The sequence below is a fragment of the Paraburkholderia acidipaludis NBRC 101816 genome, from assembly GCF_000684975.1.
Taxonomy (GTDB): Bacteria; Pseudomonadota; Gammaproteobacteria; order Burkholderiales; family Burkholderiaceae; genus Paraburkholderia; species Paraburkholderia acidipaludis.
In genome coordinates this window covers 79,753-93,274 of sequence record NZ_BAXZ01000015.1, presented here as the reverse complement: position 1 = coordinate 93,274, position 13,522 = coordinate 79,753, and the positions used below count along the sequence as shown (strand labels likewise).

The following is a 13,522-nucleotide window of genomic DNA, read 5'->3' as shown; positions in this document are numbered from 1 at the left end:
GCAAACCGGCCGCCAGGCACGGCACACGCACTGTCTGCTTGCACACCGGTTAGGCTTGTTTGTCCGCGCGTTGGCGCGTGCTCGCGGTGCACGGGCGCGCCGCGCGGGAAACAGGAGAGGGGGATTCGGGAATGCGCGGCGCATAGCCGTGCTGCGAGGGGACGCATGGTGCGCCGCCCCGCGCGGATTACATGCGGAAGTGTTCGCCGAGATAGACGCGGCGCACGCTCTCGTTCTCGATGATTTCGCCGGGCGCGCCGGCGGCAAGCACGGTGCCGTCGCTGATGATGTACGCGTGGTCGCAGATGCCGAGCGTTTCGCGAACGTTGTGGTCGGTAATCAGCACGCCGATGTTGCGTTGCTTCAGGAACTTCACGATCTTCTGGATTTCCAGCACCGCGATCGGATCGACGCCCGCGAACGGTTCGTCGAGCAGGATGAAGCTCGGGTCGGTCGCGAGCGCCCGCGCGATTTCCACGCGCCGCCGTTCGCCGCCGGACAGCGACAGGGCCGGGTTCTCGCGCAGGTGCGCGATCTGCAGCTCGTCCAGCAGGGCTTCGGCGCGTTCCGTGATGACGTCTTTCGAGAGCCGCTTGCCGTTCATGTCGACTTGCAGCTCCAGCACCGCGCGAATGTTTTCTTCGACGGTGAGCTTACGGAACACCGACGCTTCCTGCGGCAGGTACGACAGGCCGAGCGAAGCGCGCTTGTGGATGGGCAGGAGGCTGATGGACTGGCCGTCGAGGTCGATCTCGCCCGCGTCGAGCGGCACGAGGCCGACGATCATGTAGAACGACGTGGTCTTGCCGGCGCCGTTCGGCCCGAGCAGTCCGACCACCTCGCCGCTTTTCACGTCGAGCGAGACGTCCTTGACGACCGTGCGCGAGCCGTAGCGCTTCTTCAGGTTGCGCACGACGAGCGAGCTGGTCTTGCCGGCCAGTTGCCGGCCATGGCTTTGCGGAGCGGTCACGGCGTTCATTGCTGCGGCGCCCCCTGCAACGAGGTCGAAGGCGCGAGCGGCACCGAGGCGCCCGTGAGTGGCTGGGCGCCGCCGTTGCGCGGCGAGAGCATCGCACGCACGCGGCCCGTGGGGTTGCCGGGGCCCGCGACGTCCTTGCCGGCCTTCGCCGTATAGAAGTCGTTCTGGCCGTCGTAGGTGACGACGCTGCCGTGAACCGTGTCCATCACGGTCGAGAGGCCCTGCAGACGGCGCACCGTGGCGCGCGTGGTGAGCGTGGTCAGGTCCTGCTTGCCGTCGTAGTCGATGCGCTCGGCAGTGCCGTCGACGTATTCGTCGACGCCCTCGCGCTTCTGGCGGAAGTAGGCGAGGTTGGCGTCGGGCGTGTCCGGCGCCACCGTGCCGGTGGCGTACTGGTAGCCCTGCGGGTCCTGGGTCACCACGACCTTGTCGGCCTTGATCAGAATCGTGCCCTTCGTGGCGACCACGTGACCGGTGAAGATGGTCTCTTGCTTCAGATCGTCGTAGGTCATGTTGTCCGCTTCGATATTGAGCGGCTTGTCCTTGTCGGCGCGCTCGGCATGCGCGGCGGGCGCGTAGCCCGCGAGCGGCAGCGCCACGCAAAGCGTGGTCAGCGCGGCCAGCGCGCCGACAAGGGCGCTGCGCACGCGCGCGGCGCGCAGGGCGCCGGACGGAGGACGGGGATGCGATACGTTCATGCAGTCACGCCTGGATTGGACGGCCCGGGGTTCAGGACGAGCCGCCGGAGTCAGCCGGAGCGATCGCGCCACGGACGTTGCCGTAGAGCTTGATGACCCGGGTGACGTTGTTGTAGTTCATGCCGTTGGTGGCCGTCATGACCGACTGGCCGCGACGAAGTTTAACCGGCTTTTCGGTCAGGATCACATCGTCGTTCACGAGCACGTGGAAATGTTCGGAATCAGCCTGCATCTCGGGGTCGCCGGCCCCGGCCGCGCGCAGGATGCGCGCATGGTCGTACAGATCGACGATCGAGGCGTCGCTGTTCACCGTGCCGCGCAGGCCCGTAGCGGTGACGATCGGCTTGTCGGGCTGGAACGCCCGCACGGCCGGCAGCGTCAGGTCGCTGTTCTCGTCGTCCTCGTAATGGACCATGTGCGTCGCGGTGAGGCGGTATTGCGTCGCGCCGGACTGGTCGAGCTCGGACACCGAGAAGTTGTCGGCGAAATAGTCGGGCGTATGGGTGAGCGGACGCGGCGCTTCTTCCTGCTCGTGCGGCTTGACCGCCTGCAGCAGCCACCACGTGAAGAGCGCGAGCGCCGCCACGCAGACGAGCGGCACGAGCGAGGTAAGACTGAACTTCTGCGGGTTCATCGGGGCTCCGCGGCGTGCGGCGCGCAGGCGGCCGCAAGCATCGCGTCGTAGCGGTTCTGCGCGCGCAGGATCAGGTCGGTGGCCTCGCGCACGGCGCCGTGGCCGCCGCGCGCGGTGCAGACATAGTGGGCGCGCGCAAGCACCTCGGGGTGCGAGTTGGCCGGTGCCGCGGCGAAGCCGCACTGGAGCATTACGGCCAGATCGGGCCAGTCGTCGCCCATGTAGCCGCATTGCTCGGGCGTCATGCCCGTTTCGGCCAGCAGCTGCGCAAACGCGACGCGCTTGTCCTCCACGCCCTGATACAGATGCGTGATACGCAGTTCCTTCGCGCGCACCGCCACGATTTCCGAGCGGCGTCCCGTGATGATCGCCGTGTCGAGCCCGGCTTCGCGCAGAAGCTTCGCGCCGTGGCCGTCGAGCGAGTTGAACGCCTTCATGGTGTCGCCCGCGCCCGTGAACAGGAGGCCGCCGTCGGTCAGCACGCCGTCGACGTCGAAAATCATCAGACGCACGCGCGCCGCGCGCGCATTCGCGTCGAGTTCGGAGAGAGCCGCCATCAGATCACCTTCTTGGAGAACAGGTCGTGCATGTTGAGCGCGCCGATCAGCTTGCCGGCCGCGTCGGCCACCAGCAATTGATTGATGCGGTGGCGCTCCATCAGTTCCACGGCTTCGACCGCCAGATGGTCGGGGCCGATCGTGCGCGGGCCGCGCGTCATGACCGAGGTGATCGGCAGATCGCGGAAGTCGCCCACGCGCTCGAGCACGCGGCGCAGGTCGCCGTCGGTGAAGATGCCCGTTACCCGCTGGTCTTCGTCGACGATCGCCGTCATGCCCATGCGCTTGGCCGTGAGCTGGAACAGGGCGTCGCGCACCGTGGCGCTTTCGGGCACGGTCGGCATCTGCTCGCCCGTGCGCATCACGTCGCGCACGTAGGTGAGCAGGCGCCGGCCGAGCGCGCCGCCCGGATGCGAGCGCGCGAAGTCGTCGGCGCCGAAGCCGCGCGCGTCGAGCACGGCGACCGCGAGCGCATCGCCCAGCGCCAGCGCCGCCGTCGTGCTGGCGGTGGGCGCGAGGTTCAGCGAACAGGCTTCCTTTTCCACGCCCGCGTACAGGTGCACGTCTGAGAGCTGCGCGAGCGTGGAGCCCGGGCGTCCCGTCATGGCGACGAGCTTCGCGCCGATACGCTTCACGAGCGGCAGGATCGCAACCAGCTCTTCCGACTCGCCGGAGTTCGAAAGGGCCACGAAGACGTCTTCGGCCGTGACCATGCCGAGGTCGCCGTGACTGGCTTCGGCGGGGTGAACGAAGAAGGCCGGGGTGCCCGTGGAGGCCAGCGTGGCGGCCAGCTTGCGGGCAATGTGGCCCGATTTGCCGATGCCGGAAACGACCACGCGGCCACGGCAGCCAAGAATGAGATCGAGCGCGCTGACGAAGCTGTCGTCGAGCCGGTCGCGAAGCCCGCGCACGGCGTCAGCTTCGATGTCGAGCACGTCGCGAGCGAGCTTCAGCGCCCGGTCGCCATTGATTTTCGCTATCATTCGCGGAGTATAGCAAAGGCGTCTGCCCGCCGCGCCGGTACGCCCACGCTGGTACGCCCAGCCTGCAAGCCCCGGGCGGCCCTGCCGCCGGGCGCCTCGCGCGACTGCCGCGCCAACCGCGCCCACCTTACGGTGCTCCCTCGCAGCACTACCCATTCGCCCCGCTTTGCGCCGATCATGGACCGACCCGGCGCGGGCACGACGTACCTGCCGGTTTCGCCGGACGAACACGCTGCACACGCCACGCACGAGGACGCTTCACACGATGATCTCCCCGCTGGAAATGACGTTGTTCCTGCTGCTCGCCTCGGTGGTCGGCGTCGTGCTGTTCCGTTATCTGAACCTGCCGCCGATGCTCGGCTATCTGAGCGTGGGCATCCTCGTCGGGCCGCGCGCCCTCGGCATCGTGCCGGACACCCACGGCGCGCAGAATCTCGCCGAATTCGGCGTGGTGTTCCTGATGTTCTCGATCGGGCTGGAGTTTTCGCTCTCGAAGCTGCGGGCGATGCGCCGCGCGGTGTTCGGCCTCGGGCTCTCGCAGGTGCTGGGAACCATCGCCGTCGCGCTGCTGGTGGGGCTTGGGCTCGAACACTGGGTACATATCACCTGGCAGGCCTGCGTGGCGCTGGGCGGCGCGCTCGCCATGTCGTCCACGGCCATCGTCAGCAAGATGCTCGCGGAGCGGCTCGAGATCGAGTCGGAGCACGGCCGCAACATTCTCGGCGTGCTGCTGTTCCAGGATCTGGCCGTGGTGCCGCTCCTCATCGTGATCGCGGCGTTCGGCGGCGATTCGAAGTCGCTCGTGGAGTCGCTCGGGCTCGCCGCGCTCAAGATCGTGTTCGCGCTCGGCCTCCTGCTCATCGTCGGGCAGAAGTTCATGACGCGCTGGTTCAACGTCGTGGCGCGCCGCCGTTCGCAGGAGCTGTTCGTGCTGAATGTGCTGCTCGTCACGCTCGGCGCCGCGTTCATCACCGACAAATTCGGCCTCTCGCTCGCGCTCGGCGCGTTCATTGCCGGCATGCTGATCGCGGAAACGCCCTACAAGCATCAGGTGGAAGAGGACATCAAGCCGTTTCGCGACGTGCTGCTCGGGCTCTTCTTCGTGACGACCGGCATGCTGCTCAATCCGCACGTGATCTGGCAGCACCCGTTGATGGTGCTGGCCTTCCTGATCGGCCCGGTGGTCCTCAAGGCCGTCATGATCACGGCGCTCACGCGGCTCTTCGGGGCCTCGCCGGGCGTGGCGATGCGCACGGGCCTCGGGCTCGCGCAGGCGGGCGAATTCGGCTTCGTGCTGCTGAACCTCATCCTCGACAAGCATCTCGTCGATCCCACGCTGCTGCAGGCCATTCTCGCCGCGATGCTGCTTTCGATGCTCGCCGCGCCGTTCCTGATCCAGAACGCCGACCGCATCGTGCTGCGCCTGTCCTCGACCGAATGGATGCAGCAGTCGCTGATGATGACGCGCATCGCGACGCAGAGCCTCAAGCAGAGCGGCCACGTGATCGTATGCGGCTACGGCCGCGCCGGGCAGAACCTCGCGCGCATGCTCGAATACGAAGGGCTGTCGTACGTCGCGCTCGACCTCGACCCGGACCGCGTGGCGGCGGCGGCGGCGGCGGGCGAGTCGGTGGTGTTCGGCGACGCGGCGCGGCGCGAGTCGCTCGTCGCCGCCGGCATTCACCGCGCGGCGGCCGTGGCGATCACCTACGCGAACACGCCATCGGCGTTTCGCGTGCTGCATCACATCCACGAGCTGGAGCCGACGCTGCCCGTGATCGTGCGCACCGTCGACGACGCCGATCTCGAACGCCTGCTGGCCGCCGGCGCGACCGAGGTGATTCCGGAGATCGTGGAGGGCAGCCTGATGCTCGCCTCCCACATGCTGGTGCTGATGGGCGTGCCGATGCGGCGCGTGGTGCGCCGCGTGGAGGAACTGCGCGACGAGCGCTACAGCCTCCTGCGCGGCTACTTCCACGGCACGGACGATGTGGGCGAGGACGGTCACGAGCAGGTGCGGCTACAATCCGTACCGGTCGACGAACGCGCCGACGCCGTGGGCCGCACGCTCGCCGAGCTGGGGCTTGCCGAGATCGGCGTCGAGGTGACGGCGATCCGCCGGCACGGGATTCGCGGCGTCGAGCCCGATCCGTCGACGAAGCTGCGCGAAAACGACATCGTCGTGCTGCGCGGCCTGCCCGAGCAGCTGGCCGAGGCCGAGGAGCGGCTCTCGCTGCATCGCAGGGGCGGTGCGGGCGCTGGCGCATCGGCGGCCTGAGCGCGGCCGGCGGCCGGAGTCATCCTGCCCCAAAACCGTATCGCCTGTTTTTCATACCTGATCATTCCTGCGACTACCCGGAGAAATCATGTCCAACGCACCTGCGAACGCGCCCGCCGAAACCGCGCAGTTCGTGAAGAACCTGATCCGCACGGTGCCCGACTGGCCTCAGCCGGGAGTGCAGTTTCGCGATATCACGCCGCTCATCGGCGACGCGAAGGGCCTGCGGGTCCTGATCGATCTCTTCGTGGAGCGCTACGTGGACGCGAAGCTCGACTACATCGCGGGCCTCGACGCGCGCGGCTTCATCATCGGGCCGATCGTCGCGTATGAGCTGGGCGTGGGCTTCGTGCCGATCCGCAAGATCGGCAAGCTGCCGTACAAGACGGTTTCCGAGACCTACACGCTCGAATACGGCACCGCGACCGTCGAGATCCACGAGGACGCCTGCGGCAAGGGCGACCGCGTGGTGATCGTGGACGACCTGATCGCCACCGGCGGCACGATGCTGGCGGGCAAGCTGCTGCTGGAGCGGCTCGGCGCCACCGTCGTGGAAGGCGCGGCGATCATCGACCTGCCGGATCTGGGCGGCTCGAAGCTGCTCGCCGATTCGGGCCTTTCGCTCTATACCGTGACCTCCTTTGGCGGCCACTGATAGCGGAAACTGATCCCATGCCCAATTTCCTGCTCTTTCTCGCGACCTCGATCGCCATCACCTTCGCGCCCGGCCCGGACAACCTCCAGGTGCTCGCGCGCGGCATCTCGCAGGGCCGCGCCGCCGGTCTCGTCGCCGCGCTCGGCTTTGCCGCAGGCATCACGTTCCACACGACGCTCGCCGCACTCGGCATTGCCGCCGTGCTGCGCTCGTCCCCGGTGGCGTTCCAGATCCTCAAGCTCGCGGGCGCCGCGTACCTGATCTGGATCGGGGTGAAGGCGCTGCGCAGCCAGGGTCTCGCCACGGCCGGCGACCGTCCGCGTCAGCCGCTCTCTACAGTCTTTCGCCAGAGCGTGCTCGGCAACATGATGAACCCGAAGGTCACGCTCTTTTTCGTCGTGTTCCTGCCGCAGTTCGTCGATCCGCACGGCGCGCAGGCCGTGACGCTGCAGATGCTCGAACTGGGCCTGCTGTTCATGCTGCAGACGGTCGTGGTGTTTTCGATCTTCGGGCTGTGCGCCGGCACCATCGGCGGCTGGCTCAAGCGCCGGCCGCGCGCGGGCGTGTGGCTCGACCGCCTCGCGGGCATCACGTTCATCGCCATCGGCATCCGCGTCGCGCTGCGCGACTGATACGCCATGACTTTGCCCTGCATCACCGCCGCGCGCCGCTTCGACGTGAGCGTTCATCTGCCGTTCTGGATCGGCGCCGAACGCGTCGGCTGGATCCGCCAGGCCGACGCCCGGTTGCTGGCCCGCTGGCCCGACGTCTTCGAAATCGACGGCGCGGGCGTGGCCTTGTCGGCGAAATTCGACAACCCGACTGCGCGCAGCGCGGCGCTCGGCGCCGTGATCGGCGCGCTGGCCGCCGAAGGCCGCATTCCGGGCTGGCGCGACGAGACCTACGCGATCCGCAATGCCTTCGAAGCGCCGCCGCTCGCGTACATCGAACGCGCCGCGTCGCGCTTCTTCGGGACGATGACGTACGCGGTGCACCTGAACGGCGTCGTAGAATACGCCGGGTCTTCGTCCGGGTCTTCGTCATCCAGCGCTCCGCAGCTCTGGATCGCGCGCCGCAGCGAGACCAAGGCCACCGACCCGGGCATGCTCGATAACGTCGTTGCGGGCGGCATAGGTTGGGGCTTCGGGATCGAGGCCACGATCGTCAAGGAGTGCTGGGAAGAGGCGGGCATCGAAGCGGCGATCGCTTCGCGCGCCGTCCCGGGCCGCACGGCCCATGTGCTGCAGTCCTTGCCCGAAGGCACCCAGGCCGAGCAGATCTTCATCTACGATCTCGCGCTGCCCGAGGATTTCGTTCCGCACAATCAGGACGGCGAAGTGGGCGAGCACCGTCTCGCGCGCATCGACGAAGCGGCGCGCTGGATCGAGGAAGGCGCGATGACCGTGGACGCGAGCCTCGCGACGCTCGACTGCCTGCTGCGCCGCCGCTGGATCGACGAAGACGCGTGCGCGGGCATCGCCGCGATCTTCGAACCGCCGACGCTGTGAAAGGGCTCGGTTTTTTACGCTCAGCCCTGCTGAAGAATTGATGGGAGTTACCAGGGTCATGTCGACCGATCACAGCTTTATTCTGAAACTGTCGTGCGCCGACCGGCCCGGCATCGTTCACGCCGTCTCGGGCTTCCTGTTCGAGCGCGGCAGCAACATTCTCGACTCGGCGCAGTTCGGCGACAGCCACACGGGCGAGTTCTTCATGCGCGTCCACTTCCAGCAGGTGGGCGGCGATCCCGGCCTCGACGGCCTGCGCGAAACCTTCGCGCCGCTCGCGCAGGAGTTCGGCATGCGCTGGGAACTGCACGACGCGAACGTGAAGCCGCGCGTCGTCATCATGGTTTCGAAGATCGGCCACTGTCTGAACGATCTGCTGTTCCGCTACCGCACGGGACAGCTGCCGATCGAGATTCCGGCGATCATCTCGAATCACAAGGACTTCTATCAACTCGCGGCGAGCTACAACGTTCCGTTCCATCATTTCCCGCTGCTGAACGCCACGGACGAAGGCAAGGCCGCGCAGGAAGCGCGTGTGCTGGAAGTGGTGGAGAACGAGCGCGCCGACCTCGTGGTGCTCGCGCGCTACATGCAGATTCTCTCGCCGCAGCTCTGTGACGCACTGGCAGGCCGCGCGATCAACATCCATCATTCGTTCCTGCCGAGCTTCAAGGGCGCGAAGCCGTATTACCAGGCATTCGACCGCGGCGTGAAGCTGATTGGCGCGACGGCGCACTACGTGACGAGCCATCTGGACGAAGGCCCGATCATCGAGCAGGAAGTGGAGCGCGTGGATCACAGCATGACGCCGGACCAGCTTACGGCGATCGGCCGCGACGTGGAGTGCGTGACGCTCGCGCGCGCGGTGAAGTGGCATACGGAGCATCGCATCGTGCTCAATGGCCACAAGACGGTGGTGTTCCGTTAGGCTTGCGCGGCGCGTACAGGCGTAAAAACCGGCGTGAAAAAACCGGCTATCCGCAAGGAAGCCGGTTTTTTGTTGCGTGCGCCTTCAAACGAGGCGCAGGTAAATCAGTTCGCGCTTGATATACGCGTAGAAGATAGGCGCGGCGATCACGCCTTGAATGCCGAACGCGGCTTCCATCACGAGCATCGCAACGAGCAGCTCCCACGTGCGCGCCTCGATCTGTCCGCCGACGATGCGCGCGTTCAGGAAGTACTCGAGCTTGTGAATCACGATCAGGAACACGAGCGCAGTGACGGCGGCGGGCAGGCTCACGGTCAACGCGATGGCAACGATCAGCGTGTTCGAGATCAGGTTGCCGATCACGGGCAAAAGACCCACCACGAAGGTCACCACGACCAGCATCTTCGCGAGCGGCAGCGGCGCGTGGAAGATGGGCAGCGCGAGCAGCAGGAAAAGGCCGGTAAACACCGTGTTGATGGCCGAAATCTTCACCTGTGCGAAGACGATGCGGCGAAACGCGTCGGAGAAGCGCGCGACGCGTGTGACGAACGCGGTGGAGAGCGGCAGGCGCTGCGCGTTCTTCTGTGCGCCGACGGCGATGATGGCCCCGATGATCATGCCGATCACGATCCGCCCGAAGATGCGCGCCGCGTTCTTGCCACCCTGCTGGATCTGGTTGGCATGCTCGTGCATGAGCGTGAACGCCTTGAGCTTCATCTGGTCGACGTCCACGGGCAGATAGGCGGCCACGGCCTCGGGTATGCGGCCGCGCGCCTGGTCGACGAAGGCCATCATCTGGCCCATCACCTTCTGCACGCTCGGCACGTCGTCCTCGAAGTGCTCGATGACGCCGACGATGAGACCCGTGAGCACGCCCACGATCACGATCGAGAGCAGCACCACCGCCGCCCAGCGCGCCCGGTGGCTCGACATGCGCCGCTCGATGAGCGGCGAGATCGTATGGACGAGCTGGAACACGAGCGCCCCCGCGAGCAGTGCGCCGAGCAGGTTCAGTTGCAGTACCGCCCACATGCCGACGATGGCCGCGACGTAGCTGCCGATCTCGACGGCCGAGAGCTTCGGCAGGCTCATGTCGCTCGTCAGCCTGACCGGACGCGGCCTGAGGTCGCGCACCGGCTTGTCGTCGGTGGCTTCGTTGCGCTTGACCATAATTCCGTGTACCCGTTTTCAGACCCACGGGAAGCGCGCGATTTCCCTGCCGCGCGGCCTCCCTGTCGATCCACTGCTTCGTTCTTGCTGCCCGCGCGCGCTTTTGCGCGCGTTTCCCCCGGGCGACCCCGTTGTTGTGCTACCGGCCGACCGACGCCGTTGCCGCACTCGCCTCGCGCTTGAGCAGCGGCGCCAGGTAGCGGCCCGTGAAGCTCGCCTTCGACTTCGCCACCTGCTCGGGCGTGCCCTGGGCGACGATCTGGCCGCCGCCCGCGCCGCCCTCGGGGCCCATGTCCACGACCCAGTCGGCGGTTTTGATGACATCGAGATTATGCTCGATGATCACCACCGTGTTGCCCTGGTCGCGGAGCCGGTGGATCACCTCCAGCAGCAGGGCGATGTCGTGGAAGTGCAGGCCCGTGGTCGGCTCGTCGAGTATATACAGCGTGCGGCCGGTGTCGCGCTTCGAAAGTTCCAGCGAGAGCTTCACGCGCTGCGCCTCGCCGCCCGAGAGCGTGGTGGCCGACTGGCCGAGCCGGATGTAGCCGAGGCCCACGTCCAGCAGCGTCTTGAGCTTGCGCGCCACCACCGGCACCGCCTTGAAGAACTCGTAGGCGGCCTCGACCGTCATGTCGAGCACCTCGCTGATGTTCCTGCCCTTGTATTGGACCTCCAGCGTCTCGCGGTTGTAGCGCTTGCCGTGGCAGACGTCGCAGGGCACGTAGACATCGGGCAGGAAGTGCATCTCCACCTTCAGCACGCCGTCGCCCTGGCAGCTCTCGCAGCGGCCGCCCTTCACGTTGAACGAGAAGCGGCCCGGGTCGTAGCCGCGCTCCTTGGCTGCCGGCACGCCCGCGAACAGCTCGCGGATCGGCGTGAAGAGGCCCGTGTAGGTGGCCGGATTCGAGCGCGGCGTGCGGCCGATCGGCGACTGGTCGACGTTGATCACTTTGTCGAAGTGCTCCATGCCCTCGATCGCCTCGAACGGCGCGGGTTCCGCCGACGAACCGTACAGGTGCTGCGAGACGGCGTGGTAGAGCGTGTCGTTGATCAGCGTGGACTTGCCCGAGCCCGAAACGCCCGTCACGCAGGTGAGCAGGCCCACCGGCAGGTCGAGCGTCACGCGCTTGAGGTTGTTGCCGTAGGCCTCCACGATGCGCAGACGCCGCTCGTCGGCTTCCTTGCGCTCGTCGGGGTACTCGATGCGGCGCGCGCCGCTCAGGTACTGGCCCGTCATCGAAGCCGGGTCGTGCTCCACCTCTCCCGGCGTGCCCTGCGCAATCACCATGCCGCCGTGCTCGCCCGCGCCCGGTCCCATGTCGACGACGTAGTCGGCCATGCGGATCATGTCCTCGTCGTGCTCGACCACGATCACCGAGTTGCCGAGGTCGCGCAGATGCTTGAGCGTGGCGATGAGGCGGTCGTTGTCGCGCTGGTGCAGGCCGATCGACGGTTCGTCGAGCACGTACATCACACCGGTGAGGCCCGAGCCGATCTGCGAGGCGAGGCGGATGCGCTGCGCCTCGCCGCCCGAGAGCGTTTCGGCGCTGCGCTCGAGCGACAGATAGTCGAGGCCCACGTTGTTGAGGAACATGAGGCGCGCGACGATCTCCTTGACGACCTTGTCGGCGATCTCGCGCTTCGCGCCTTCGAGCCGCAGCGTCTGGAAGTAGCCGAGCGCGTCGCGCAGCGGCCAGCCGCTCACTTCGTAGATGGCGCGCGCGTCATCATTCGAGCCCGCATTTGAACCAATACGGACGAAACGCGCTTCGCGGCGCAGGCGCGTGCCCTCGCAATGCGGGCAGGGCTGGTTGTTCTGGTACTTCGCGAGCTCTTCGCGCACGGCTACCGAGTCGGTTTCGCGATAGCGGCGTTCAAGGTTCGGGATGATCCCTTCGAACACATGCTCGCGCACCGAGGTGCGCCCGCGCTCGTTGATGTACGAGAACGGGATTTCCTGCTTGCCCGAGCCGTAGAGCAGGATCTTGCGCACCTTCTCGGGCAGGTCCTCGAACGCGGTGTCGATGTCGAAGTCGTAGAACGCCGCAAGGCTCTGCAGCATCTGGAAATAGAACTGGTTGCGCCGGTCCCAGCCCTTCACGGCGCCCGCCGCGAGCGAGAGCGACGGGTGTGCCACCACGCGCTTCGGGTCGAAGAACGTGATCTGGCCGAGGCCGTCGCACTCGGGGCAGGCGCCCATCGGGTTGTTGAACGAGAAGAGGCGCGGTTCCAGCTCGGGAATCGAGTACGAGCAGATCGGGCACGCGAACTTCGAGCTGAACAGGTGCTCCTTGCCCGTATCCATTTCGAGCGCGATCGCGCGGCCTTCGGCGAGGCGCAGCGCCGTCTCGAACGATTCGGCGAGGCGCTGCTTCATGTCGGGCCGCACCTTCAGCCGGTCCACCACCACGTCGATCGTGTGGCGCTCGCTCTTCTTGAGCTTCGGCAGCGACTCCACCTCGTAAATCTTCGCCTCGCCTTCGTTGGCCGTGCCGCCGCCCGAGCGCACGCGAAAGCGCACGAAGCCCTGGGCCTGCATGTCGTCGAAGAGCTCGGCGTGCTCGCCCTTGCGGTCCACGACCACGGGCGCGAGGATCATGAGCCGGGTTTCCTCGGGCAGCGCGAGCGCGGCGTCCACCATCTGCGAGACGCTTTGCGCCTCCAGCGGAATCTCGTGATCGGGGCAGTAGGGCGTGCCCACGCGCGCATAGAGCAGACGCAGGTAGTCGTGGATTTCCGTGACCGTGCCGACCGTGGAGCGCGGATTGTGCGAGGTCGCTTTCTGCTCGATGGAAATGGCCGGCGACAGACCCTCGATCAGGTCGACGTCGGGCTTTTCCATCAGCTGCAGGAACTGGCGGGCGTAGGCCGAGAGGCTCTCCACGTAGCGCCGCTGGCCTTCCGCATAAAGGGTGTCGAACGCCAGCGACGACTTGCCCGAGCCCGAAAGCCCGGTGATCACCACGAGCTTGTGGCGCGGCAGGTCCAGATTGACGTTCTTCAGGTTGTGGGTTCGGGCCCCACGGATACGGATTTGTTCCATGAACCTGCGGGAGAAAGGGGGGCTAAACCTGCTACTATAACGACTTTTCCAGACCGCCGTTACGGCTTGCTGACGGTCTTCGAGGGCCT

Annotated in this window: 12 protein-coding genes; 5 read left to right on the top strand and 7 right to left on the bottom strand. The window is 66.8% G+C overall.

Translation table 11 applies throughout. From position 1 onward, the window contains the following. Positions 1 to 187: 187 nt before the first annotated feature. Genes lptB through kdsD form a run of 5 tightly spaced genes read right to left on the bottom strand, consistent with a single transcriptional unit; the run spans position 188 to position 3,851 of the window. On the bottom strand, positions 188 to 979 hold the full coding sequence (lptB, locus tag BAC01S_RS17315) for an LPS export ABC transporter ATP-binding protein (protein ID WP_027795916.1): 792 nt from the start codon (positions 977 to 979) through the stop codon (positions 188 to 190). Beyond that, positions 976 to 1,677, bottom strand: a complete 702-nt coding sequence (gene lptA, locus BAC01S_RS17310; RefSeq protein WP_027795915.1) for a lipopolysaccharide transport periplasmic protein LptA — start codon at positions 1,675 to 1,677, stop codon at positions 976 to 978. Before lptA ends, lptB begins: the two co-directional genes overlap by 4 nt. A 31-nt stretch (positions 1,678 to 1,708) precedes the next feature. Then, the gene (gene lptC, locus BAC01S_RS17305) at positions 1,709 to 2,311 is read right to left on the bottom strand and encodes an LPS export ABC transporter periplasmic protein LptC (RefSeq protein ID WP_027795914.1); all 603 of its coding nucleotides are present in this window, start codon (positions 2,309 to 2,311) and stop codon (positions 1,709 to 1,711) included. Further along, positions 2,308 to 2,868, bottom strand: a complete 561-nt coding sequence (locus tag BAC01S_RS17300; RefSeq protein ID WP_043202590.1) for a KdsC family phosphatase — start codon at positions 2,866 to 2,868, stop codon at positions 2,308 to 2,310. The genes lptC and BAC01S_RS17300 overlap by 4 nt, the downstream gene beginning before the upstream one ends. Next, entirely contained in the window at positions 2,868 to 3,851 is a 984-nt protein-coding gene (gene kdsD / locus BAC01S_RS17295) for an arabinose 5-phosphate isomerase KdsD (protein ID WP_027795912.1), read from the bottom strand. Before kdsD ends, BAC01S_RS17300 begins: the two co-directional genes overlap by 1 nt. 265 nt (positions 3,852 to 4,116) lie before the next feature. On the opposite strand from kdsD, the gene BAC01S_RS17290 reads away from it, so the two are divergent. The 5 genes from BAC01S_RS17290 (at position 4,117) to purU (ending at position 9,220) form a co-directional block, all read left to right on the top strand. Then, complete coding sequence (locus BAC01S_RS17290; protein WP_027795911.1) at positions 4,117 to 6,129, top strand: monovalent cation:proton antiporter family protein; 2,013 nt, start codon at positions 4,117 to 4,119, stop codon at positions 6,127 to 6,129. 88 nt (positions 6,130 to 6,217) lie between these two features. Then, positions 6,218 to 6,784, top strand: coding sequence for an adenine phosphoribosyltransferase (locus BAC01S_RS17285; protein WP_027795910.1), 567 nt, complete (start codon positions 6,218 to 6,220; stop codon positions 6,782 to 6,784). A 17-nt stretch (positions 6,785 to 6,801) separates the two neighbouring features. After that, positions 6,802 to 7,416: a LysE family translocator gene (locus BAC01S_RS17280; protein WP_027795909.1), complete on the top strand. Its 615-nt coding sequence runs from the start codon at positions 6,802 to 6,804 to the stop codon at positions 7,414 to 7,416. Positions 7,417 to 7,422: 6 nt separating this feature from the next. After that, positions 7,423 to 8,292, top strand: a complete 870-nt coding sequence (locus tag BAC01S_RS17275) for an NUDIX hydrolase (RefSeq protein WP_027795908.1) — start codon at positions 7,423 to 7,425, stop codon at positions 8,290 to 8,292. Positions 8,293 to 8,350: 58 nt separating this feature from the next. Beyond that, a complete protein-coding gene (gene purU, locus BAC01S_RS17270) occupies positions 8,351 to 9,220 on the top strand; it encodes a formyltetrahydrofolate deformylase (protein ID WP_027795907.1) in 870 nt (289 codons plus the stop codon). 84 nt (positions 9,221 to 9,304) lie between these two features. Here purU and BAC01S_RS17265 read toward each other — a convergent pair whose 3' ends face one another. Then, positions 9,305 to 10,390 (bottom strand): AI-2E family transporter, encoded by a 1,086-nt coding sequence (locus BAC01S_RS17265; RefSeq protein ID WP_027795906.1) that lies wholly within the window; start codon positions 10,388 to 10,390, stop codon positions 9,305 to 9,307. 139 nt (positions 10,391 to 10,529) lie between these two features. After that, positions 10,530 to 13,433, bottom strand: coding sequence for an excinuclease ABC subunit UvrA (uvrA, locus tag BAC01S_RS17260; protein ID WP_027795905.1), 2,904 nt, complete (start codon positions 13,431 to 13,433; stop codon positions 10,530 to 10,532). Between the last annotated feature and the right edge of the window lie 89 nt (positions 13,434 to 13,522).

Coding starts and splice junctions, on each gene's coding strand:
- purU (WP_027795907.1), top strand. CDS start 8,351: ATGTCGACCGATCACAGCTTTATTCTGAAACTGTCGTGCGCCGACCGG.
- lptB (WP_027795916.1), bottom strand. CDS start 979: ATGAACGCCGTGACCGCTCCGCAAAGCCATGGCCGGCAACTGGCCGGC.
- BAC01S_RS17290 (WP_027795911.1), top strand. CDS start 4,117: ATGATCTCCCCGCTGGAAATGACGTTGTTCCTGCTGCTCGCCTCGGTG.
- BAC01S_RS17285 (WP_027795910.1), top strand. CDS start 6,218: ATGTCCAACGCACCTGCGAACGCGCCCGCCGAAACCGCGCAGTTCGTG.
- BAC01S_RS17280 (WP_027795909.1), top strand. CDS start 6,802: ATGCCCAATTTCCTGCTCTTTCTCGCGACCTCGATCGCCATCACCTTC.
- BAC01S_RS17265 (WP_027795906.1), bottom strand. CDS start 10,390: ATGGTCAAGCGCAACGAAGCCACCGACGACAAGCCGGTGCGCGACCTC.
- lptA (WP_027795915.1), bottom strand. CDS start 1,677: ATGAACGTATCGCATCCCCGTCCTCCGTCCGGCGCCCTGCGCGCCGCG.
- BAC01S_RS17300 (WP_043202590.1), bottom strand. CDS start 2,868: ATGGCGGCTCTCTCCGAACTCGACGCGAATGCGCGCGCGGCGCGCGTG.
- lptC (WP_027795914.1), bottom strand. CDS start 2,311: ATGAACCCGCAGAAGTTCAGTCTTACCTCGCTCGTGCCGCTCGTCTGC.
- BAC01S_RS17275 (WP_027795908.1), top strand. CDS start 7,423: ATGACTTTGCCCTGCATCACCGCCGCGCGCCGCTTCGACGTGAGCGTT.
- uvrA (WP_027795905.1), bottom strand. CDS start 13,433: ATGGAACAAATCCGTATCCGTGGGGCCCGAACCCACAACCTGAAGAAC.
- kdsD (WP_027795912.1), bottom strand. CDS start 3,851: ATGATAGCGAAAATCAATGGCGACCGGGCGCTGAAGCTCGCTCGCGAC.